This window comes from Acidovorax sp. DMC1, from assembly GCF_056314325.1.
Genome location: NZ_JBQUYO010000001.1, coordinates 859,839 through 880,482 on the forward strand (window position 1 = coordinate 859,839; position 20,644 = coordinate 880,482).

At 67.7% G+C, this 20,644-nt stretch carries 24 protein-coding genes; 9 read left to right on the top strand and 15 right to left on the bottom strand.

All coding sequences use genetic code 11. The annotated features are described in order from the left end of the window. The first annotated feature begins 1 nt into the window (after position 1). Both ACT531_RS03995 and ACT531_RS04000 read left to right on the top strand, forming a co-directional pair. A complete protein-coding gene (locus ACT531_RS03995; protein ID WP_476016542.1) occupies positions 2 to 1,294 on the top strand; it encodes an RNA polymerase sigma factor in 1,293 nt (430 codons plus the stop codon). A 47-nt stretch (positions 1,295 to 1,341) separates the two neighbouring features. After that, positions 1,342 to 1,869, top strand: coding sequence for a GFA family protein (locus tag ACT531_RS04000; RefSeq protein ID WP_476016543.1), 528 nt, complete (start codon positions 1,342 to 1,344; stop codon positions 1,867 to 1,869). A 21-nt stretch (positions 1,870 to 1,890) separates the two neighbouring features. Here the strand turns inward: ACT531_RS04000 and ACT531_RS04005 are convergent, their stop codons facing one another. The 4 genes from ACT531_RS04005 to ACT531_RS04020 form a co-directional block, all read right to left on the bottom strand. Next, a complete protein-coding gene (locus ACT531_RS04005; protein ID WP_476016544.1) occupies positions 1,891 to 2,388 on the bottom strand; it encodes a ribonuclease HI family protein in 498 nt (165 codons plus the stop codon). Continuing rightward, positions 2,385 to 2,648: a DUF3297 family protein gene (locus tag ACT531_RS04010; protein ID WP_056742544.1), complete on the bottom strand. Its 264-nt coding sequence runs from the start codon at positions 2,646 to 2,648 to the stop codon at positions 2,385 to 2,387. Before ACT531_RS04010 ends, ACT531_RS04005 begins: the two co-directional genes overlap by 4 nt. 78 nt (positions 2,649 to 2,726) lie before the next feature. Then, positions 2,727 to 3,308 carry an NnrU family protein gene (locus ACT531_RS04015; protein WP_476016624.1) on the bottom strand — a complete coding sequence of 194 codons (582 nt, stop codon included), beginning with the start codon at positions 3,306 to 3,308 and terminating at the stop codon, positions 2,727 to 2,729. Between the two features lie 284 nt (positions 3,309 to 3,592). Next, positions 3,593 to 4,204 (bottom strand): 3'-5' exonuclease, encoded by a 612-nt coding sequence (locus tag ACT531_RS04020; protein ID WP_060987377.1) that lies wholly within the window; start codon positions 4,202 to 4,204, stop codon positions 3,593 to 3,595. 144 nt (positions 4,205 to 4,348) lie between these two features. Between ACT531_RS04020 and ACT531_RS04025 the strand changes: the two genes are divergently transcribed. Together ACT531_RS04025 and ACT531_RS04030 are read left to right on the top strand one after the other, a co-directional pair. Beyond that, on the top strand, positions 4,349 to 4,531 hold the full coding sequence (locus tag ACT531_RS04025) for a hypothetical protein (RefSeq protein WP_476016545.1): 183 nt from the start codon (positions 4,349 to 4,351) through the stop codon (positions 4,529 to 4,531). 255 nt (positions 4,532 to 4,786) lie between these two features. Beyond that, positions 4,787 to 6,025, top strand: a complete 1,239-nt coding sequence (locus ACT531_RS04030) for a serine hydrolase domain-containing protein (protein WP_476016546.1) — start codon at positions 4,787 to 4,789, stop codon at positions 6,023 to 6,025. 156 nt (positions 6,026 to 6,181) lie between these two features. Here ACT531_RS04030 and ACT531_RS04035 read toward each other — a convergent pair whose 3' ends face one another. From ACT531_RS04035 to dinG, 3 genes are all read right to left on the bottom strand, one after another. Then, a complete protein-coding gene (locus ACT531_RS04035; RefSeq protein ID WP_015011857.1) occupies positions 6,182 to 6,685 on the bottom strand; it encodes a pyridoxamine 5'-phosphate oxidase family protein in 504 nt (167 codons plus the stop codon). A 162-nt stretch (positions 6,686 to 6,847) separates the two neighbouring features. Then, positions 6,848 to 7,216: a zinc ribbon domain-containing protein YjdM gene (locus ACT531_RS04040; RefSeq protein WP_476016547.1), complete on the bottom strand. Its 369-nt coding sequence runs from the start codon at positions 7,214 to 7,216 to the stop codon at positions 6,848 to 6,850. A 62-nt stretch (positions 7,217 to 7,278) separates the two neighbouring features. Next, a complete protein-coding gene (dinG, locus tag ACT531_RS04045; RefSeq protein ID WP_476016548.1) occupies positions 7,279 to 9,441 on the bottom strand; it encodes an ATP-dependent DNA helicase DinG in 2,163 nt (720 codons plus the stop codon). A gap of 165 nt (positions 9,442 to 9,606) precedes the next feature. Between dinG and ACT531_RS04050 the strand changes: the two genes are divergently transcribed. Beyond that, positions 9,607 to 9,906 (top strand): hypothetical protein, encoded by a 300-nt coding sequence (locus tag ACT531_RS04050; protein WP_476016549.1) that lies wholly within the window; start codon positions 9,607 to 9,609, stop codon positions 9,904 to 9,906. Between the two features lie 101 nt (positions 9,907 to 10,007). Here ACT531_RS04050 and ACT531_RS04055 read toward each other — a convergent pair whose 3' ends face one another. From ACT531_RS04055 to ACT531_RS04065, 3 genes are all read right to left on the bottom strand, one after another. Further along, entirely contained in the window at positions 10,008 to 11,876 is a 1,869-nt protein-coding gene (locus ACT531_RS04055; RefSeq protein ID WP_476016625.1) for a B12-binding domain-containing radical SAM protein, read from the bottom strand. Between the two features lie 130 nt (positions 11,877 to 12,006). Continuing rightward, positions 12,007 to 12,585, bottom strand: coding sequence for a gamma carbonic anhydrase family protein (locus ACT531_RS04060; RefSeq protein ID WP_476016550.1), 579 nt, complete (start codon positions 12,583 to 12,585; stop codon positions 12,007 to 12,009). Between the two features lie 87 nt (positions 12,586 to 12,672). Next, a complete protein-coding gene (locus ACT531_RS04065; RefSeq protein ID WP_343734067.1) occupies positions 12,673 to 13,410 on the bottom strand; it encodes a TetR/AcrR family transcriptional regulator in 738 nt (245 codons plus the stop codon). Between the two features lie 152 nt (positions 13,411 to 13,562). On the opposite strand from ACT531_RS04065, the gene ACT531_RS04070 reads away from it, so the two are divergent. Further along, positions 13,563 to 14,672, top strand: a complete 1,110-nt coding sequence (locus tag ACT531_RS04070; protein ID WP_476016551.1) for an MBL fold metallo-hydrolase — start codon at positions 13,563 to 13,565, stop codon at positions 14,670 to 14,672. A gap of 16 nt (positions 14,673 to 14,688) precedes the next feature. Here the strand turns inward: ACT531_RS04070 and pdxR are convergent, their stop codons facing one another. Next, the gene (pdxR, locus tag ACT531_RS04075) at positions 14,689 to 16,131 is read right to left on the bottom strand and encodes a MocR-like pyridoxine biosynthesis transcription factor PdxR (protein WP_476016552.1); all 1,443 of its coding nucleotides are present in this window, start codon (positions 16,129 to 16,131) and stop codon (positions 14,689 to 14,691) included. Between the two features lie 99 nt (positions 16,132 to 16,230). Here pdxR and ACT531_RS04080 point away from each other — a divergent pair, with 99 nt between their 5' ends. Both ACT531_RS04080 and ACT531_RS04085 read left to right on the top strand, forming a co-directional pair. Beyond that, on the top strand, positions 16,231 to 16,710 hold the full coding sequence (locus tag ACT531_RS04080) for an OsmC family protein (protein WP_476016553.1): 480 nt from the start codon (positions 16,231 to 16,233) through the stop codon (positions 16,708 to 16,710). A gap of 1 nt (position 16,711) precedes the next feature. Beyond that, positions 16,712 to 17,347 (top strand): FMN-binding negative transcriptional regulator, encoded by a 636-nt coding sequence (locus ACT531_RS04085; RefSeq protein WP_476016554.1) that lies wholly within the window; start codon positions 16,712 to 16,714, stop codon positions 17,345 to 17,347. A 112-nt stretch (positions 17,348 to 17,459) separates the two neighbouring features. On the opposite strand, the gene ACT531_RS04090 is transcribed toward ACT531_RS04085, so the two are convergent. The 3 genes from ACT531_RS04090 to ACT531_RS04100 form a co-directional block, all read right to left on the bottom strand. After that, positions 17,460 to 18,851 carry a homoserine dehydrogenase gene (locus ACT531_RS04090; RefSeq protein ID WP_476016555.1) on the bottom strand — a complete coding sequence of 464 codons (1,392 nt, stop codon included), beginning with the start codon at positions 18,849 to 18,851 and terminating at the stop codon, positions 17,460 to 17,462. A gap of 122 nt (positions 18,852 to 18,973) precedes the next feature. Continuing rightward, entirely contained in the window at positions 18,974 to 19,123 is a 150-nt protein-coding gene (locus ACT531_RS04095; protein ID WP_343734062.1) for a hypothetical protein, read from the bottom strand. A gap of 81 nt (positions 19,124 to 19,204) precedes the next feature. Beyond that, positions 19,205 to 19,450: an ATP-binding protein gene (locus tag ACT531_RS04100; protein WP_209816713.1), complete on the bottom strand. Its 246-nt coding sequence runs from the start codon at positions 19,448 to 19,450 to the stop codon at positions 19,205 to 19,207. Positions 19,451 to 19,518: 68 nt separating this feature from the next. On the opposite strand from ACT531_RS04100, the gene ACT531_RS04105 reads away from it, so the two are divergent. Then, complete coding sequence (locus ACT531_RS04105; RefSeq protein ID WP_476016556.1) at positions 19,519 to 19,821, top strand: acylphosphatase; 303 nt, start codon at positions 19,519 to 19,521, stop codon at positions 19,819 to 19,821. On the opposite strand, the gene ACT531_RS04110 is transcribed toward ACT531_RS04105, so the two are convergent. Then, positions 19,799 to 20,611, bottom strand: coding sequence for a DUF72 domain-containing protein (locus tag ACT531_RS04110; protein WP_476016557.1), 813 nt, complete (start codon positions 20,609 to 20,611; stop codon positions 19,799 to 19,801). The genes ACT531_RS04105 and ACT531_RS04110 overlap by 23 nt on opposite strands. Positions 20,612 to 20,644 lie beyond the last annotated feature (33 nt).

Below are 20,644 nucleotides of genomic sequence, written 5' to 3' on the forward strand. Positions count from 1 at the left end.
GGTGAGCGCGCCCGCCCTGCCCGACCGCGATGCCCTGCACCGCAGCATTGACTCGGTGTGGCGCATCGAGGCTGCACGCATCATTGCCAGCGTGGCGCGCATGACCCGCGACGTGGGCCGGGCTGAGGAGCTGGCGCAAGACGCCCTGGTGGCCGCGCTGGAGCATTGGCCCCAAGACGGCCTGCCCGCCAACCCGGCCGCCTGGCTCATGACCACCGCCAAGCGCCGCGCCATCGACCACCTGCGCCAGCAGGCCCTGCACCAGCGCGAGCACGAGGCCCTGGGCCACGACCTCGAAGCGCTCGAGGCGCAGTACGCGCCCGATGTGGTGGACACCCTGATGCATGCCGAGCAGGACGACATCGGCGACGACCTGCTGCGCCTCATCTTCACCGCGTGCCACCCCGTGCTGCCCACTGAGGCGCGCGTGGCCCTCACCTTGCGGCTGCTGGGCGGCCTCACCACGGCCGAGATCGCGCGCGCCTTTCTGGTGCCTGAGCCCACCGTGGCCCAGCGCATCGTGCGCGCCAAGCGCAGCCTCACGGCCGCGCAGGTGCCGTTTGAAGTGCCCGGCGCGGCCGAGCGCGCGCCGCGCCTGGCCTCGGTGCTGGAGGTGATCTACCTCATCTTTAACGAAGGCTATGCCGCCACCGCAGGCGACGACTGGATGCGCCCCGCGCTGTGCGGCGAGGCCCAGCGTCTGGTGCGGGTGCTGGCCAGCCTGGCGCCCGACGAGCCCGAAGTGCAAGGCCTGGTGGCGCTGCTCGAAATCCAGGCATCGCGCCTGCCCGCGCGCACCGATGCACAAGGCCAGCCCGTGCTGCTCATGGACCAGGACCGCGCACGCTGGGACCACCTGCTGGTACGCCGGGGCCTGGCGGCGCTGGACAAGGCCGAGCAGCTGGCGCGCGCCGGTAAGCCCTGGGGGCCGTATGCGCTGCAGGGCGCCATCGCCGCCTGCCACGCACGCGCCAGGCAGGCGCAAGACACGGACTGGCCCCACATCGTGGCGTTGTACGACGCACTGCTGCAGGTGGCGCCCTCGCCCGTCGTAGCGCTCAACCGCGCCGTGGCCGTGGGCATGGCCGAAGGGCCCGCAGCCGCGCTGGCGCTGGTCGATGCGCTGGCGGGCGACCCCCTGCTGCGCCACTACCACTGGCTGCCCAGCGTGCGCGGCGACCTGCTGGCCAAGCTGGACCGGGGGGCCGAGGCGCGTGCCGAGTTCGAGCGCGCGGCCAGCCTCACCCGCAACGCGCAGGAAAAGGCGCTGCTGCTGGCCCGTGCCTGCGGCTGAAGGCCGGTGTTGCGCCCACCCTCCCCACGTTTCAAGGACACCTCCCCATGCTGCACGCTGCCCCTGAATACCCGCTGGACGGCGGCTGCACCTGCCGCCAGGTGCGCTACCGCCTGCTCACGCCTCCGCTGTTTGTGCACTGCTGCCACTGCCGCTGGTGCCAGCGCGAAAGCGGCGCAGCCTTTGCGCTGAACGCGATGATCGAGGCCGACCGCGTGGAGTTGCTCGCTGGTGCGCTGGCGATGGTGCACACCCCGTCAGAAAGTGGCCTGGGCCAAAAGATTGCGCGTTGCCCGCACTGCCAGGTGGCGGTCTGGAGCCACTACGCAGGTGCGGGCCCGGTGATGGCCTTTTTGCGCGTGGGCACGCTGGATGTGCCGGACCACCTGCCGCCCGACATCCACATCTTCACGGCCTCCAAACAGCCCTGGGTGGTGCTGCCGCCGGGGACACCCGCCGTGGCGGAATACTACGAACGCGAGGGGTTGTGGCCCGCGCAAAGCATCGCCCGTCGCCAGGCGGTGTTGCCGCGCATCCAGGCCTACCGTGCGGCGGCGGGGCTCGACCCGGCCTGATGGCGTGTGCAGAGCGGGGGCTCACCGCCTGCGGCGTTTTTTGAATGTCTGCCCCTGCGGAGTGGGGGCCTTGGGTGCCAGCCCCAACGCGGCACGCGCCAGCGTATCGGCCGCGCCATTGCGGTGGCGGGGAATCCACAGGACCTGGGCTTGTGGGAACTGCTGCAGTGCCTGGCGTGCTTCGTCAAACAGCGTTGCCAGCCGCGCGATGGGTGCCTTGGGGTGGTTGCCCAGCTGCTCCACCAGCACACTGTTGTCGCTGAACACGTGCACCGGGCTCGATGCGGCGATGTCCTGCTGCGCCAGCCACTGCAGCGCCAACATCAGCGCGCGCAACTCGGCCTCGTTGTTGCAGCCGGTGAAGGTGGTGGCGTCAGAGATCTGGTGCTGCACGGTGCTGTCGGGGCCCGTCAGCACCGCCCCCAGGCCCATGCGCCCGGGGTTGGGCCAGGCACTGCCATCGCAGTGAATCACCCAGGCACCAGGGGCAAGCGGCGCGGCCGCCCTTGCAGCGGTCACTTGTAGAACGCTTCGACCGTGCCCTTGATCTTGATGAGCAGCGGCTGGCCCTTGCGGTCCACCGTCTTGCCGGCGGGCACCTTCACCCAGCCTTCGCTGATGCAGTATTCCTCCACATCAAAACGCTCCTTGCCGTTCAGGCGGATGCCGATGTCGTGCTCGAACACGGCGGCCACGTGGTGCGGGCTGCGGGGGTTGACCGACAGGTGATCGGGCAGGGGCGGCTGGGCGGGGGTGTTGGGGGTGGTGGCTTCGGTCATAGAGGTCTCAGCGAGAAAGGAAAAAACGCAAAGCGCGGATTCTCCGGCATTTGCGGTGCGGGTCTCCCTAGCGTTCGATCATCGCCCCAGCGGCGCCACGCCGATCAGCCACGCATGGCCCCAGAAGGCAAAGCCCACCCAGGCCACGGCGCCCACCACCACTGCCGCTGCCGTGCCCGCAGCGCTGCCCGCCGCGTACACGGTGCCCTGCGCCCGGTCGCGCTGGCGCGCGGCGCGAAAGCTCAGCACGGCCCACAGCAAAAAGCTGCCAAACAGCAGCACATCGGCCAGGTTGCCGTTGGATAGCAAATGCGCCAGCGCCCACACCTTCACGCCCAGCACCATGGGGTGGTGCAGCCGGGCCTTGATCGCATTGCGCGGCACATAGGTGGCGGCCAGCAGCACAAAGGCGATCAGCGTCAGCAGCGCCGCCGCGTGCCGCATGCCGATGGGCGGCACCCACAGCACCACGGGCTGCTGCCGCGCCAGGCCATAGCCCCAGACGATGAGCGCCAGGCCCACGGCCGACACCAGCGAATACAGCCCTTTCCACGGCATCTCCCCCATGCGTGCCAGCGTTTGCTTGCGCCAGCCATCGGCCACGATGCGCACCGAGTGCACGCCCAGAAACAGCACCAGTCCCAGTACCAGATACCCCATGGCCAAGCCTTTCATGTTGTCGTCGTGAACAGGTTATGAGGACGAAGGCGGGTCTGCGCCATCGGTGGCAAAGCTCCGTCGTGCAAGTCCTGATCGATTATCGGCAGAGCAGGCGATTGCACCCGTTGCGGAGGGACTTGCGCGGCCCCTGCAGACGCATGCTCTGGAGAACGGTCGTCAGCCCTGGATTCAAGTCGAAAGTGCCGCAAGCGCCAGTGAATTATGCGCTGGCAGCTATCAATTCAATAGTAAATTGCGGTGGCATTCCCAGCGGGCAGGTCGGATCAGGCGCCCGCATGCTGCGCCAGCAGCGCCCCCACCTTGGGCTTGGCGCAGCGCTGCAGCGTTTGCAGCAGCGTGTAGCTGGGCTCAGCCACCCGCCAGCGGGTACGCAGGTCGTGCTGCATGCGCGCCAGCAGCGCGGCCGCCATCTCGGCGTCGGCCAGCGCCCGGTGGGCCTGGCCCGTGCGCGGCAGGCCGTGGTAGTCCACCAGCGTGCCCAGTTGGTGGCTGGGCGCCTCGGGGTACAGGCGCCGCGACAGCAGCACCGTGCACGCAAACGGCTGCGGTGCGGGCAGCCCAGCCAGGGCCAGTTCGGCCTGCCAGAACTTGCTGTCGAACGACGCGTTGTGCGCCACCATGGGCGCATCGCCCACAAAACGCGCGGCGTCCTGCATCACCTGTGCCGCGTCGGGTGCGGCGTTGACCATTGCGTTGGTGATGCCGGTGAGCTGGGTGATGAAGGACGGAATCCACACCCCAGTCTTCATCAGACTCTGGAACCGGTCCACCACCTGGCCCCGCTCCAGCAGCACGATGGCCACCTCGGTCGCACGCGCGCCCTGGCCGGGCGAGACGCCGGTGGTTTCAAAGTCGATGACGGCGATGGGGGACATGGGCTTGCGTGCGAAAAGGAAGGATTGTGCCGCCGCCCCGCAGGCCATGTTGTGCGCCCAGGGTGTCTGTGTGTCACCGTGCCTATCCAGTGCGTGGCCTACACTGCCCCACTCCTTTTCTGGATGCATGTAGCCGAGCACACCATGAAGAAAAACGCCACCCAACCCGCCTGGCTCTGCGCCGCGTTGGACTACCTGCCGCAATGGCTGGACCTGCAACTGGAGCGCTACCGCCAGCCCGGGTGTTCCGTGGCCCTTGCGCGCGGCGGCGAAACGGTGGCGGAGCTGGCGCTGGGGGTGGCCGACATGCGCACCCACAAACACTAGAACCTGTTCAAGGTCATTTTGGAGTTGCACAAGTACCTTGCCGGGATGGGATGCCAGGCGCGGTGCGCAGCCAATAGCTTGGCTATTGGCAAGCGCCGCAACGCCGCAGACCGCCCGGCAAGGCACTTGCCCGCAGGGTTGGAGTGAAATCGGGCGATCGGACGCCCCGGCTGCTTGCATGGGCACGAGCCCATGCGGCGCATCCGAAGCATCCACTCATCCCGATTGCACTTCAATGCAATCTCCAAAAAGACCTTGAACAGGTTCTTGCCCCGGCACCGCCTGCGCATTGCATCGCACTCCAAGAGCTTTACGGCAGCGGGCGTCATGCTGCTGCGCGAGCAGGGCCAAGTCGGGCTGGAGGACCCCATCGGCCGCTATGTCGATGGCCTGCACAAGGACCTGGCCCGCGCCCGCATTGGCGAGCTGCTCTCGCACAGCGCGGGCGTGACGCGCGACGGCCCTGATGCCGGTCAGTTTCTGGACCGGCGGCCATATCTCTCCCGCGCCGAGCTGCTGGCGGACTTGCGCGCCAAGCCGCCGCTGGAGGCAGGGGTACAGCTCAAGTATTCCAACCACGGCTATGGCCTGCTGGGGCTGATGATGGAGCAGGTCACGGGCACGGACTACGCCCGCTGGATGCAGCGCCACGTAATCGCCGCCGCAGGCCTGCAAGAGACCGCGCCCGACATGCCCCATCTGCCCCGGCGCGCGCCCCTGGCCGTGGGCCACAGCAGCGAGTTTCCGTTCGGCCAGCGGCTGATCGTGCCGAGCGACAACCCGTGCGATGCCATGGCCCCGGCGGCCGGGTTTGTGTCCACCGCGTCGGATGTGGCCCGCTTCTTTTCGCAGCTGGCGCCCGACAGCCAGCGCAGCATCCTGTCGCCCGCCAGCCGCCGCGAGATGGCGCAGCGCCGCTGGCGCGACCCCTGCAACCTGTTCGAGTCCCACTACGGCCTGGGCACCATGCTCAGCGCGCCGGGCCCGCGTGAATGGATGGGCCATACCGGCAGCTTGCAAGGGTTCCTGTCACGCACCGCGCGCTACCCCGCACTGGATCTGACGGTGACGGTGCTCACCAACGCGCAGGACGGCCTGTCCACAGAGTGGGTGGAGGGCATTGCCAGCATCCTGTTTGCGTTCCAGCAGCATGGTGCGCCGGGCAAAAAGGAAGCCGCCTGGGCGGGGCGCTGGTGGAGCCTGTGGGGCGCGAGCGACCTGGTGCCCATGGGCAAGGTGGTGTGCCAGGTGGCGCCCGCCATGTTCGTGCCCTTCAACGCGGCCACCACCGAGCTGGTCGTCACCGGGCGCGACACCGGTGTGGTGCACAAAGCCTCGGCCTACGCCAGCCCGGGCCAGCCGGCGCGCCGCGTGCGCGATGCCAGCGGCACGCCGACCGAGCTGTGGGTGGGCGGCACCCAGCTGTTGCCCAAGGACGCGATGCTGGCCGAGGCCACCCGGCGCTATCGCAAGGCGCGCGATGCGCCGCGATGACGCTGATTGCGCCTTTTGGTCAATGGGTTGCTACTGATTGTGTAGCTGCAAGGGCATGATGCACTAGCGCTACGGGCCGATTTGGCTGATAAATCCTGTGCGGGAACCGGTGCGGGGGCCCGGCGTACCAGGTCCCACACTGTCGCTCTGCGCCGCTCAGGACAAGGTCAGTTCCTTGTGCTCGCCCAGGTGGCGCGGGGGCTCCCCGGTGATCGCGGCCTTGGCCATCTGGAACAGTTGCACCATCTTGCTTTCGTCCACATTCCAGTACTCGGCATGGCGGATGCGCACTGCGAGCAGCGCCAGGTCCGGGTCGGACACACCGCCCGGAAACCAGGCCTTGGCCATGGGCGACCACAGGGCTTCCTTCAGCGCGCGGTCCTCCACAAACCGCGCCTGGCCGGACACGGACACATAGCTGTCTTCGTCCGGGTCGGCGTACGACACGTTCACTTCGCCGTCGGTCAACAGGCGCTCGTACAGCTCGCCCGACTGCGAGATGAAGAAGTACAGCTCGGCCTGCTCATCCAGCTGCCGGTTCTGGGTGGTCAGCGGGTGCGCGTGCAGCATGCCTGTGGACGTGCGGTGCGTGAGCATGCCAAAGCGGATGTCCTTGATGAGCTTCCACAGGGTCTCGTGGGCGGGGGATTCAGTGTGCATGGGGCCTCCAGCAGGGGGTGGGGAGTCGAAAGGGTCCGCGCCATTTGGGTGTTCGCGCGGCCATCCATGCACTCTAGGCACCCTCGCTGCACCCTGGCGTCGGCGTGCAGCGCCGATGCCTGTGGGTGCTTGTCTGACACGGGGTGCTGCGCCCCGCGCCGATCAGGCCTTCTTGAGAAACTCTGACTTGAGCAGCATGCTGCCCAGGTCCGTCTTGCAGTCCACGTTGTGGCCGTCGGCGCCATCGACCAGGCGAATGCTCTTGATCTTGGTGCCCTTTTTGAGGGTGGACGACGAGCCCTTGACCTTGAGGTCTTTCACCAAAATCACCGCATCGCCATCGGCCAGCGGATTGCCATTCGCATCACGTACGGCATCGCGCACGATGCCGTCGCCTGCATCGGCGTCGGCTTCTGCTGCATCGGCCACTTGCGGCCATTCAAACGCGCAGTCGGGGCACACGTAGTTGCTGCCATCGGGGTAGGTGTTCTCCAGGCCACATTGGGGGCAGGCAGGTACGGTGTGGGGCATGGGGGTCCTCCCTGGGGTTGTTGTAGTGGTTATGGAATCGAAGGGGGCAAAGTATCACCGCTTCACAGCGGCGCACGTTGCTCCAGCGCAAACGGCGGCAGCCCTTTGAGCAGGCGCTGCCCGTAGCTGGTGCGCGTCAGGCGCTTGTCGTAGCAGTACACATGCGCCATGTCTTCCTCGGTGCGGATCGCGCGGCCCACCCATTGCGCGAGGCGGATGGCGGTGGCGGGCACCACCAGTTCGCTGAAGGGGTCGCGCCCCACGGCGCGCAGCCATTCGGCGCGGGCCTCGCCCACGGGGTCGTCGGGCGGGGCAAAGGGTAGCTTGGTGATGAAGACCGATTCGCACAGCCGCCCTGGCAAATCCAGCCCCTCGCCAAACGACTGCATGCCGAAGATGACCGAGGGCTCGCCGTTCTCCACCCGCTCGCGGTGGCGCTTGAGCAGCTGCGTGCGCGGCAGCGCGTTCTGCACCAGCACCACGCTGCGCATGGCGGTGGGCAGCGCGTCCACGGCCTGGCGCATCTGCTCGCGCGAGGTGAACAACACCAGCGCGCCGTATTCCACGCGGGCAATGTCGTGCAGCAGCGCTTCGACCATTTCGGTCGTGAACTGCGCGGCGTTCTTGGGGTCGGCGCGCGTCTCGGCGGCAATCAGCGTGCCCTGTGCGGCGTAGTTGAAGGGGCTGGGCACTTCCAGCGTGGTGGTGGCCTCGTCGCCATGCAGGCCCGCCTCGCGCAAGAAGAAATCAAAGTGCCCGCAGCTGGTGAGCGTGGCCGATGTGAGCACCGCGCCGCGCACCGCGCTCCACAGGTGGTTGCGCAGCGTGGTGCCGGGCAGGATGGGGCTGGCGTGCGCCTTGACCACGATGAAGTCACCATCCACCTCCAGCGTGAACCATTTGGCAGCCGGCACGGCGCCCTCAGGCGCGTCTTGCAGCAGCAACTGGGCCGTGGCGTGCAGCTCTTCCAGGCGCGGGGCCAGCATGCCGATCTGCGCGTACAGCGTGGACAGGCGCTTGGCCTCATCGGGCTTGTCGCGCATCTCGGCACGCAGGGCTTTGCTGATGGCGCGCAGCGCGTCGAGGAAGCCTTCGGCACTGGCGGCCAGCAGGCCCAGCGGCGCAATCAGCGGCTCGGGCAATTCGCCCCGGGGCACGCGAACGCGCGCCGGGCCCCAGGCGCTGGGCTGGCTCTTGAGTTGGGCGCCGTACACGTCCATCACGATGCGCGCCAGGTCCTGCAGCGTTTGCCGCAGCTGGGCCGAGTGCTTGGGGATGTCGGCAATCTCTTCCACCTCCAGCAGCGCACCAATGCGCAGACCCCGGCTGGCAAGGCGCTCGATCCAGGTGATGCGCGACAGGTCCATGCTGCACGCGAATTGATCCAGAGCGGTTGATGGCAGGTGGTGGGCTTCGTCCAGCACCAGCAGGCAGTTGTCCAGCTCGGGCAGCACGCGCGCGCCCAGGGACGACAGCAGCAGATCGTGGTTGGCCACGATCACCTGCGCACCCACCAGCTCCTTGCGCTTGTCGTAGTAGGTGCACTGGCTGAACGCCGGGCAGTGCTTGCCGGTGCACGACGCGCCCTCGGCCGCCACGGGGCTCCACACCTCGGGCTCGGGCGGCGTGTCCAGGCTGTCGCGGTCGCCATCCCACGCGCCTTTCGACAGCGTCTGCGCCATCGTGGAATAGAACTGGATGCGCGCCTCGGTCTCATGCCGGGGGCGCTTGGCGCGGGCGGCGGCTTCTTCTTCGGCAAACAGGTCGTCGTCGGCCTCTTCCTCGGCCTCACCCGTGCCCGCCAGGCGGTCGAGCTTGAGCTTGCACACATAGCGCCCACGCCCTTTGGCCAGCGCAAATTTGAAGGGCTGGGGCATCAGCGCGGCCAGCGCGGGCAGGTCTTTGTTGACCAGCTGCTCCTGCAATGCCACCGTGGCGGTGGAGATCAGCACCCGCGTGCCGCGCGACAGCGCCAGTGCAATGGCGGGTGCGCAATACGCCAGCGACTTGCCCACGCCTGTACCCGCCTGAATGACAGCGATGGAGCGCGTGGGCGCGGCCTCACCGCTTTCCTCATCCACCTTTCCCAGCGTGGCACTGCTGAACGTGCGCGCCACCTGCTGCGCCATCAGCCGCTGGCCTGCGCGGCTGCGAAACCCCTCGGTGGCCTGCACCACCGCATCGAAAGATTCAAGGGCCTGCGCGGCCCACACCTGTTGAGACATACAGTAGTGTCGCATGGCTTGGAGGGCCCATCGCGTCAAGGGCTTGTGCACGCAATCTCCATCGCCCGTCGGGTAGATGGCCTGTGGGCCTACAAGACGGTGACGGGGCCGTTTTTACGATCCACGGAATGTGACCCGCTGTGGTCCCAACCCAAGGAGACCTCCATGCCCCGCAACACAAACCCCGACGAGCCCACTTCGGCCCCTACCGGACCCGAACCTTCGGTCGACACCACCAAGCGCCAGGCCCCCGGCCCCCACACGCAGGGGCCGTTGAAAGCGGGCCCTGTGGCCGCCAAGGAAGAAAAGCCCAAGCTGCCCCATGAGCGTGACGAGTCGGTGGACATGACCCATGGCAAACCCGACGCTCAAATCGAGCAGGCCTACCGCGATGTGCAGCGGGGGTTGCAAGACACCGACCGGGGGCCGCCGGCCGACAAGGCTTACCAGAAGCAAAAGCGTTGATCGGATTCTGGCTGCTTCACTTTTGATAGCTGACGGCGCATATTTAACCGGCGCTACCGGCTATTTTTGCTTGAAAGCAGCCGCTGCATCGCCCGTTGTGTTCATCCCCGCTCGCGCAGTGCGCGCTCGATCCGGTCCCGCCGCACCGTCGTCTTGGGCACCTTGAACGGGAACCACATGCGCACGTCTTCTTCCAGCCCGATGCCGTGCATGTAGTTGTAGATGGCCTTCTTCAGGCCCGCGCCCAGCGCGTCGTGGTCCACGCCCGTGGGGTCGATGAAGGCCACGTCGTTCTTGGCAAAGTCGCCCGGTGGCAGGGGCGCCAGCGTCACGCCGTATTCCTCGGGGTTTTGGCCCACGGGTGAATGCACGGTGCAGGCAAAGCGGTGGAAGAAACCACTCTGGATGCAGCCATTGGCAAACAGCTGGCGCACGTATTCGAGCGCGTCCACCGTGTCCTGCACCGTCTGGGTCGGGAAGCCGTACATGAGGTACGCATGCACCAGGATGCCGGCGTCGGTGAAGGCCTTGGTCACGCGGGCCACCTGGTCCACCGACACACCTTTTTTCATCAGGTTGAGCAGCCGGTCTGACGCGACTTCCAGCCCGCCCGAGATGGCGATGCAGCCGCTGTCGGCCAGCTGCTCGGCCAGGTCGGGGGTGAAGGTTTTTTCAAACCGCACGTTGCCCCACCAGCTGATGCCGGCGTTGCGCGCAATCAGTTCGGTGGCCAGGGCCTTGAGCGCCTTGGGCGGTGCGGCCTCGTCTACAAAGTGAAAGCCGGTCTGCCCCGTCTCGCGCACGATGGCTTCGATGCGGTCGGCCAGCACGGCAGCGCTCGCGCCTTCGTAGCGGCTGATGTAGTCCAGGCTCACGTCGCAGAAGCTGCACTTCTTCCAATAGCAGCCATGCGCCACGGTCAGCTTGTTCCAGCGCCCGTCGCTCCACAGCCGGTGCATGGGGTTGAGCATGTCCAGCAGCGACAGGTAGCGGTCCAGTGGCAGGCCGTCCCAGGTGGGGGTGCCCACCTCGGCGAAGGCGATGTCGGCTTCCATCATGTTGATGTACTGCACCTGCCCCTCATCGCTTCGGACAAAGGTGCGCACCAGCCGCTGGCGGCCGCGTTCACCGCGCAGGTGTTCCAGCAGCGCCAGCAGCGGGCGCTCGCCCGCGTCCAGCGTCACGTAGTCAAAGAAGTCGAACACACGCGGGTCGGCCAGTTCGCGCAGTTCGGTGTTCACAAAGCCGCCGCCCAGCACGGTGGCAATGTGCGGGTGCCGCGCCTTGATGGCCTGGGCGATGCGAAACGCGGCGTACACCGAGCCAGGGAAGGGTACCGACAGCAGCACCACGGTGGGTTGGTGCTTGGCAATGGCCTCGTGCGTGAGCTGCTCCAGCATTTCATCGACCAGCGTGGGCGGCGCAGCGAGTGCGTTGGCCAATGGGTCGAACGTGGGCTGGCTACCCGCCAGTGATTCGGCATAGCGCACAAACTCAAAGCGCTCGTCCACCGCGTCGCGCAGCACGTCGGCCAGGTCGTTCAGGTACAGCGTGGCCAGGTGCTTGGCTTTGTCGGTCAGGCCCAAAGCGCCAAAGGCCCAGCCCAGCGGGTCGCCGCCTTCGTCATCCACGTACACATCCAGCGTGGCAAAACGCGGCCCTTCGGGCAGGTAGTTGCGGCCCACGATGCGGTGGGCCAGCGTGCTGTCGCGGCCCTGCAAGAAGGCAATGGCCGGGCCGATGGTGGCGAGGTAGCGGTCCTTTTGCGCCGCAAAACTTTGCACGGCGGGGCTCTGCTTTTTGGCGGGCAGTGCGTCCACCTTGGCGGCCACGGCGCGCAGCCCTCCGGGCGAGAGCAAGCGCAGCACCAGGGCCAGCGCCAGGTCTTCCTGGACCGCCGTCATGCCGCGCGAGCGCAGAAAGCCCGTGAGGTAGGCGGTGGAGGGGTACGGCGTGTTCAGCTGCGTCATCGGGGGGATGACGGAGAGCACGCGCTGGGCAGTGGAGGAGGGGGCGACGGCAGACATGGTGGAAACAGGCAATGGGGCGATGCGGTGCCGCCGCAAGGGTCGTGGAACCCCCGATTATCCCGGCCCTGCTTTATCCCTGGTGGGCTGGGGGCGCAGGTGGTACTGCAGCCGCTTGGGGCGTGCCCGCCAGGTAGTTGTTCTTCACCCGCACATAGTGCTCGGCCGAGTACTTTAGGTAGGCCATCTCCGCCTCCGTCAGCGTGCGCTGCCGCACTGCGGGGCGGCCGATGTAGAGGTAGCCGCTTTCCAGCACCTTGCCCGGCGAGACCAGGCTGCCTGCGCCCAGCATCACGCGGTCTTCGATCACTGCGTCGTCCATCACGATGGAGCCCATGCCGATGAGGCATTCGTTGCCGATACGGCAGCCGTGCAGGATCACCGAGTGGCCCACCGTGACGTAGTCGCCAATCACCAGTGGCGAGCCCTCTGGCTTGCTGGCGTTGCGGTGCGATACGTGGCCCATCGTCAGGTCCTGCACATTGCTGCACACGCCCACGGTGATGCGGTTCACGTCGCCGCGCAGCACGGCGTTGCACCACACCGAGCTGTCACGGCCCAGGGTGACGTCACCGATGACCTGGGCAGAGTCGTGGATGAAAACGCCGGTGTCCAGAACCGGGGCGGTGTCGAGGTAAGGGGCGATGGGCATCGTGGTGTCAGGCTGCGTGGAAAGAACGGGCGAGCGTAGTGCAAATCGCCCCGTGTGCCGGCGATCTGGCCAGAGTGGTGGCGGTGATCAGCGCGCGGGCGCGCGGCGCGCGGTGGGCTTGGCAGGTGTTGCGCCCCGGGCTGCCGCTGCCTTGCCGGTGCTACCAGCCTTGGCCTTTTTTGCGGGGGGGTGTGCCTCTTGAGTGGGCGCAGCGTAGAACCCCAGAAACATGTCCACCGCATCGCCCAGCACCTGCTGCTGCTGCGCTGCGCTGAGGGGGGGCTGGCCCATGGCCAGCTGGGGCCAGAACGCAAAGGCCTTGACCATGCCCTGCAATTGCTGCGCGGCATAGGGCACGTCCATGGCGGCGCGCAGGCGGCCGTCCTGCTGGGCGGCGCGCAGCCAGCGCGGCAGGCCCTCCTCCTTGGCCGAGAGCTTGGCGGTGATGCCGCGCGCTCGCTCGGGGGTGTGCATCATGTCGGCCATGGCCACGCGGCTCAGGTCGATGAAACTCGCGTCGTTGAGCAGGCGCATCTTTTGCGCCAGCAGCTCCAGCAGCTGGTCGCGCAGCGGGCGCGCGGGCGTGTAGGCCAGTTCGTCCGGCGACTGGCTGCGCTCCCACATCAGCAGCAGGATGGCCTCGAACAGCTCTTCCTTGCTGGGGAAGTGGTTGTAGACCGTGCGCTTGGACACATCCGCCGCTGCCGCCACGCGGTCCATGCTGGTGCCGTTGAAGCCGTGTTCGCGGAACTCGCCGATGGCGGCCTGCACGATGGCATCGCGCTTGCGGTCGGTCAGGCGAGGGGTGGGCTGGGGGGCGGTCATGCGCAAATTTTACACCGGGTAGTTTACTTTTCTAAAAAGTGAACTACACTGTGCAGTGTAATTTCTATGTCGCAGATCCGGTGTCCTTCCCTTTCGCCCATCGCCGCCGTCTGCTCCCGGCATTTTGTGTCGCCCTCGTTGTACTGATCGCCATGGCCTACAGCCTCTTTTCCCGCGCCGCCCAGCCGGTGGCCGCCTATGAACAGTCGCCGCAGTTCGCGGGTGGCAAGTTTCGCAACGCGGCACCCCGCCATGCGCTGGGCGCCCTCAAGACGCTGCAGGTGATGTGGCGCTTTGCCACCGGCAAGCCTGACGACTCCGTGCCGCGAGAGCCCGTGCCGGTGTATGCCGTGATGCGGTCGGATTTGCTCGCCGCGCCCGACCTGAGCCTGTGGCGCCTGGGGCATTCCACGCTGCTGTTCAAGATCAACGGCCAGTTCTGGCTGACGGACCCCGTGTTTTCCGAGCGCGCCTCGCCCTTCCAGTTCATGGGGCCCAAGCGCTTTCATGCGCCGCCCATCACCATCGACGAGTTGCCGCCCATCACCGGCGTGATCCTGTCGCACGACCATTACGACCACCTGGACTACGCAGCCATCCAGAAGCTCGCACCCAAGGTGGAGCACTTCATCACGCCCCTGGGCGTGGGCGACCGGCTCATGGCCTGGGGCGTGCCTGCGGCCAAGGTGCAGCAGTTCGACTGGTGGCAGGGCACTACCATTGGTGGGCTGCAGCTGGTGGCCACGCCTGCGCAGCATTTCTCGGGCCGGGGCCTGTCGGACGGCAATAGCACGCTGTGGGCCTCGTGGGTGCTGATCGCGGGCCAAGGCGCTGACCAGGTGCGTATCTTCTTCAGTGGTGACACGGGCTACTTCGACGGCTTCAAGGCCATTGGCGAGCGGTTCGGCCCGTTCGATCTGACGCTGATCGAAACGGGCGCCTACAACGCCGACTGGCCCGACATCCACATGCACCCCGAGGAGAGCCTGCAGGCCCATCTGGATGTGCAGGGGCGCCATCTGTTCCCCATCCACAACGGCACCTTCGACCTGTCGCTGCACCCTTGGGTGGAGCCGTTCGAACGCATCACTGCGCTGGCGGCGGCAGCGCAGGTGCCGCTGGTGGCGCCCATCATGGGCGAGCGGCTGGACATCCGCGCGCCCGCGCTGTCCACGCACTGGTGGCGCAAGGTGGAGCCGCAGGCAGTGGTTCAGACGGAGGGCCTTGGCGCGGCCCTGGCCCCGCAGCCTGGCGCGTGGTGACGCACCAGCGTCTGCATCACCGCTGACGCACGAGGCCCCCCACCACGCGGGCCGCCGCGCGGATCTCCGCATCGTCAAACCCCGCATACCCCAGCAGCCAGCCTCGGCGCGCCGACTGCATCGCATAGCGCGACAGCGGCGCCAGCATTACGCCCGCCGCCAGCGCCTGGCGGCTCAGGGTTTCGTCGTCGGTGCCGGGTGCCACCTCATGCAGCAGGTGCATGCCGCGATCACTGGCGGCCACCTGCCAGGCGCCGTTGCTGGCCTCGGCCAGTGCGGTGCGCAGCGTGTGCTGCCGCTGCAGGTACAGCTCGCGCATCTGCCGCAGGTGGCGCAGCAAGTGGCCTTCGGCAATGAAACGTGCCAGCACCGCTTGCGCGTCGCCCGGTGCATGCCGGTCGGTGATGGCGCGGGCCATGGCAAAGGCCTCCACCAGTGCGGGTGGCACCACCACAAAGCCCAGCCGCAGGCCGGGGTGCAGCGTCTTGCTGAAGGTGCCTACGTACAACACGCGCTCCGAGCCCGGCAGGCTGCACAGCGCGGGGACCCGCTGCGCAGCACCGCCGTACTGGAACTCGCCGTCGTAGTCGTCTTCGACCACCCAGGCGTCGTGCGTGCGCGACCACTGCAGCAGCGCCTGCCGCCGCGCCAGCCCCATGCACACGCCGGTGGGGAACTGGTGCGTGGGCGTGACGACGGCCATGCGCGCGTCTGGCCATTGCGCCGCAGCGGTGTCGATGCGCAGGCCGTCTCCATCCATGTCCACCGGCCGCGCCAGCGCGCCGTGGCCCAGCAGGCTGGCGCGGATGCCAGGGTAGCCGGGGTCTTCCACCAGCACCTCGTCGCCCACGTCCAGCAGCAGCCGCGCAATCAGGTCAATGCCCTGCTGCGAGCCCGAGCACACCACCACCTGCGCCGCATCGCAGCGGATGCCGCGCGACGCCCACAGCCACTGCGCCACGGCCTGGCGCAGGTCGGGGTCGCCGGCCGGGTCCAGGTACTGCGCGCGGTGGCTGCGCTGGCTGGTGCTGGCCTGCCGTGTCAGGCGGTCCCACAGCGCAAACGGAAAGGTGGCGACCTCGGGCGCGCCAATGCGAAACGCCTTGGCGGCCGCCAGGGGCGGGCGCCAGCGCGCTGCCGTGTCGGCGATCAATTGCCCCCGGCGCGACAGGCCCCGGGGCGGGGCCACTAGGCCTTGCGCAGCGGGCAGTGTGGCGGCCACGGCCTGCGACACATAGGTGCCGTCGCCCACCCGGGCTTCCACATAGCCCTCGGCCTGCAGGCGCTGCACGGCCCACAGCACGGTGTTGCGCGACACGCCCAGGCTGGCCGCATGTTCGCGCGAGGGCGGCAGGCGCGTGCCCGCGCGCAGGCTCCCCTGCTCGATGGCGCGGCGCAGTTGTGCGTACACCTGCTGGCGCAGGGTGGCGGTGGTTCGATTGGCTCCGGGGCTGGGCACGAATTGGCCCTTTCAATGGGGCGTTGCACTCATAAACTGAAGAACCATTGTAAAAACCCGGGCCGCAGCTTGCCGGCCTGCTCTTGTTGAAAGCACCCCATGGCCGAGCACACCGCCACCATCACCTGGTCCCGTGGCAACGACGACTTTCTGGACAAGCGCTACCACCGTGCCCACACTTGGCAGTTTGACGGCGGCACCACCGTGGCCGCGTCGTCGTCGCCCCACGTGGTGCCGCTGCCGTACTCCGACGCGGCGGCGGTGGACCCGGAAGAAGCCTATGTCGCCGCGCTGTCGAGCTGTCACATGCTGTGGTTCATGGACTTTGCCAGCCGCGCGGGCTACCGGCTCAACCACTACACCGACGCGGCCGTGGGCACCATGGCCAAGAACGCAGAGGGCCAGCTGGTGGTCACCCATGTGCAGCTGAGACCCGTCACGCGCTTTGATGCGGCGCACGCGCCCAGCGCTGCGCAGCTGGACGACCTGCACCACCGCGCCCATACATCGTGTTTTCTGGCCAACTCGGTCAAGACACAGATCGACTGCGCCCCCGTGCTGGAAGTGGAAGGGGGCTGACATGGCCAACCCCAACCGGCAGTTTCAGGTGGCCGATGCCGCTGCCCAGCAAGCCCTGGTGCGGGCCCAGCCGTTGGCCACGCTGGTCATCGCGCAAGAAGGCGCGTTGCACGTCAATCACATCCCGCTGTACCTGGACCCAACGCGCGGCCCGCAGGGCACGCTCATCGGCCATGTGGCGCGCGCCAACGCGCTGTGGCCGCTGTTGCCCCAGCAGGCGGTGGCGGTGTTCCACGGCCCGCAGGCCTATGTGTCGCCCTCGTGGTATCCGTCCAAGGCCCTGAACGGCAAGCAGGTGCCCACGTGGAACTACGCCACCGTGCACGCCCACGGTGCTTTGAGTGCGTTCGACGACCCCGCACGCCTGCGCGCCATCCTGCACACCCTGAGCGAGCAGCACGAGGCCCACCGCGCCGACCCCTGGCGCATCGACGACGCACCGCCCGACTACATCGACAAGCTGCTGCGCGCCATCGTGGGCATCGAGCTGGCGGTGGAGCGCTGGGAAGGCATCTGGAAGGTCAGTCAGAACCGCACCGACACCGACCGCGCCGGCGTCGTGCAGGGCCTGATGGCAGAGGGCACCAGTGCGGCCGAGGACATGGCGGCGCTGGTGCTGGGCCGGTTGATGGGGTGAGGGATGCCATCGGCAGGGGCTGTCAAAATAAATAGCAACTCAGGCATGATGCACTAGCGCTACCGCCCGATTTGGCCCAAAAAAATCGCACCAACGCGTTTTCGGGCGGTGCTCACCCCTCCAGCGTCTCCACCCGCAGCGTGACCACCGGGCCGGCCACCGCCGGGTGCGCGGCCAGTGCGTGTACTGCCAGATCTACCGTGGCTTGCGCGACGGCATCGGTCAGCACCAGCACCTGGGGGCCGCTGCCGAGCGGCAAGGCCTTGTCATGCGCCAGTGCCACCTGCAGCACCGGCACCTGCTGCGCAGCCAGCCAGGCGCCCACGGCCTCGATCTGCTGCGCGCTGTGCACCGGCACGCGCAGGTAGTGGCGTGTGTGCACGGCTGCACGCGGCAGCACCGCCAGTTGCTCGTCCACGGCGTGGGGGTGGAAGCCCAGGTGTGGCACGCGCTGCGCCGCGTGGGTGCCATCGAGCCGCGCCACATCCACCAGGTCGGCAATCACGGCCGACGCGGTCTGTTCCGACCCCGCACCCGCGCCGTAATACATCGTCACGCCCGACGCATCGCCCTTGACCATCACCGCGTTCATGGACCCGTTCACATGCGCAAGCAAATGCGCGGCGGGCACCAGCGCGGGCTGCACGCGCAGCTCCACCCCTTCGGTGTCACCCTCCTTGCGACGCTTGGCCACGCCCAGCAGCTTGATGCGGTAGCCCAGTTGCTCGGCGCAGGCCACATCCAGGCCTTGCAGCGTGGTGATGCCCTCCACCTGCGCATCGGCAAAGCGCACCGGCATGCCAAACGCATTGGCTGCCAGCAGCGAGATTTTGTGCGCCGCGTCCAGGCCCTCGATGTCAAACGTGGGGTCGGCCTCGGCATAGCCCAGTGCCTGGGCCTGGGCCAATGCTTCGGCAAAGCCCACGCCCTCGTCGCGCATCTTGCTCAGGATGAAGTTGGTGGTGCCGTTGATGATGCCCGCCACCCACTCGATACGGTTGGCCGTGAGGCCCTCGCGCAGCGCCTTCACGATGGGGATGCTCACCGCTACCGCGCCTTCGTATGCCACGGCCACGCCGTGCTGGCGCGCGGTGGCAAAAATCTCGTTGCCATGCTCGGCCAGCAGCGCCTTGTTGGCGGTGACCACATGCTTGCCCGCGCGGATGGCGGCCAGCACCCAGTCGCGCGCGGGGCCGGTGCCGCCGGCGGCCTCCACCAGCACATCCACGTCGGGGTGCGTGGCGACCTGCATCGGGTCGTTGGTCAGCGCCACGTCCTTGCCCACCACACTCATGGCGCGGGCCAGGCTGCGGGCGCAGACCACCACCAGCTTGATGCCCCGGCCCGCGCGGGCGGCAATCAGCGCCTGGTTGCGCGCCAGCACGCGGAAGGTGCCTGCGCCCACGGTACCAATGCCAATCATGCCCACGCGCAGGGGGCGCATGGCCGTGGCAGACGACGGCAACAATGGGGCTTCGAGGGACTGGACGGGATCGCGGTACATGGACTTCTCCGGCTAACGAACAAACAAAAAAACCCAGCTGCCAGAGCTGGGTTTCGTGCATTCGTCTTGGGGGAGAAGAGAGCGATCACCAGGTGGCTGCCGAAACGGCCACCTGCGCGTGCTCAGGTGGCCGCGGTGGTAATGGTGGTAATCATTCGTGCACCCAGTGCCCGCTGTTCACCATTGGCCCGCGTGGAGGCGGGCGGCATCATGCCCATGCCTTGGAAGGCAGTGGCGCGTGCGGCGGTGATGGGGAGGGAGGTGAACGACATGAAGGGCGCAGTGTACCGGATGCGGGCCAGGGCCTGTCAACCCGCATGTACGCACCTTTGTTGGCCTGTGGCGCAACGGCCTCACTGCGCCTGGGTGGCCGCCACGCGCACCATGCGGATCGCATCGAACGGGCAGCGCACCGCGCACAGCGCACACCCGGTGCAGCCCGGCACGTCGTGCAGGGTGGAGCACTTGGGGCCCCAGGGCCCGGTGCCCAACACCTGCAGCGACAGCACATGCGGCGGGCACACCGCCACACACCAGCCGCAGCCGGTGCAGCGCTGGGGGTCGATGGTGGGCAAGGCCTTGGGGGTTGTGGTGGTCATGGGGTGTCGGGTGCTGGCAGTGTGCCCCTGGAGCGGGCTCCCCACAAGGCGCGCGCTACAGTGTCCCCATGAACGCAGAACCTCACCCCACCGTTACCCGCCATCTGTTGATCACCGGCCATGTGCAGGGTGTGGGCTATCGCTGGTCCATGGTGCAGGCCGCTGAGCGCCTGGGCGCGACGGGCTGGGTGCGCAACCGCCAGGATGGCCGCGTGGAGGCCTGCGCCTGGGGCCCGGAACCCGCCGTGTTGGCCCTCATCGACTGGGCGCACCAGGGGCCGGAGCATGCGCGGGTCGAGCGCGTGGTGGTGGGCAATGTGCCCGATGGTGGCGAGGCGCCGCAGGGTTTCATACAGCGCGAGACGGTGTAGCGCCTAGCTGCCGCAGCAACTCCATTGCACCGGCAGGCGCCCGCTCCTTGGCGCCGTTGATGAAGTACATAAACACATCGCGCGGCCGCTCGCCGCTGGTCCAGGTGCGCACTCCCTGCGCCCACTGGGCAATCGCCTCGGGCGTGTAGCCCGTGGGCACGTCGGCCTGGCTGCGCATCAGCCGCAGGTAGGCAAAGTCGGCTTCAGCATCTGCGATGGCCGGAAATTGATCGGTGTCGGTGTACACAGGCACGCAGCCATACCGGCGCGCCAGCGCCACAAACGCTGGCGTCGCAAAACTCGGGTGGCGCACATCCAGCGCGTGGCGCAGCCGCCGGCCGTCCACCTGCTGCGGCAGCAGCGCCAGAAAGGCCTCGAAGTCGCCCGGATCAAACGCCTTGGTCGGCATGAACTGCCACACGATGGGCCCGAGCTTGTCCTTTAGTTCCGAGATGCCACTGTCGACAAACCGCGCGATGGAATCGCCAGCGTCTGCCAGCACACGGCGGTGGGTCGCAAAGCGGTTGGCCTTGAGCGAGAAAGTGAAGCCTTCGGGCGTTTCATCACGCCATTTGGCAAAGGTGGGTGGTTTGAAGGTGCTGTAGTAGGTGCCGTTGACCTCGATAGCGGTCAGCTGTCGGCTGGCGTACTGCAGCTCCTTGCTGTGCGCCAGACCCGCAGGGTAGAAGCTGCCGCGCCAAGGCTCGAAGGTCCAGCCGCCGATGCCGACGCGGACGTCTGGTTTGCTGGCGCTGATCTCGCTCTGCGGGGTGCTGACAGGTGTGTCCACGGCGTTGCCCTTGGAGAGTCCACGGAGCGGTCA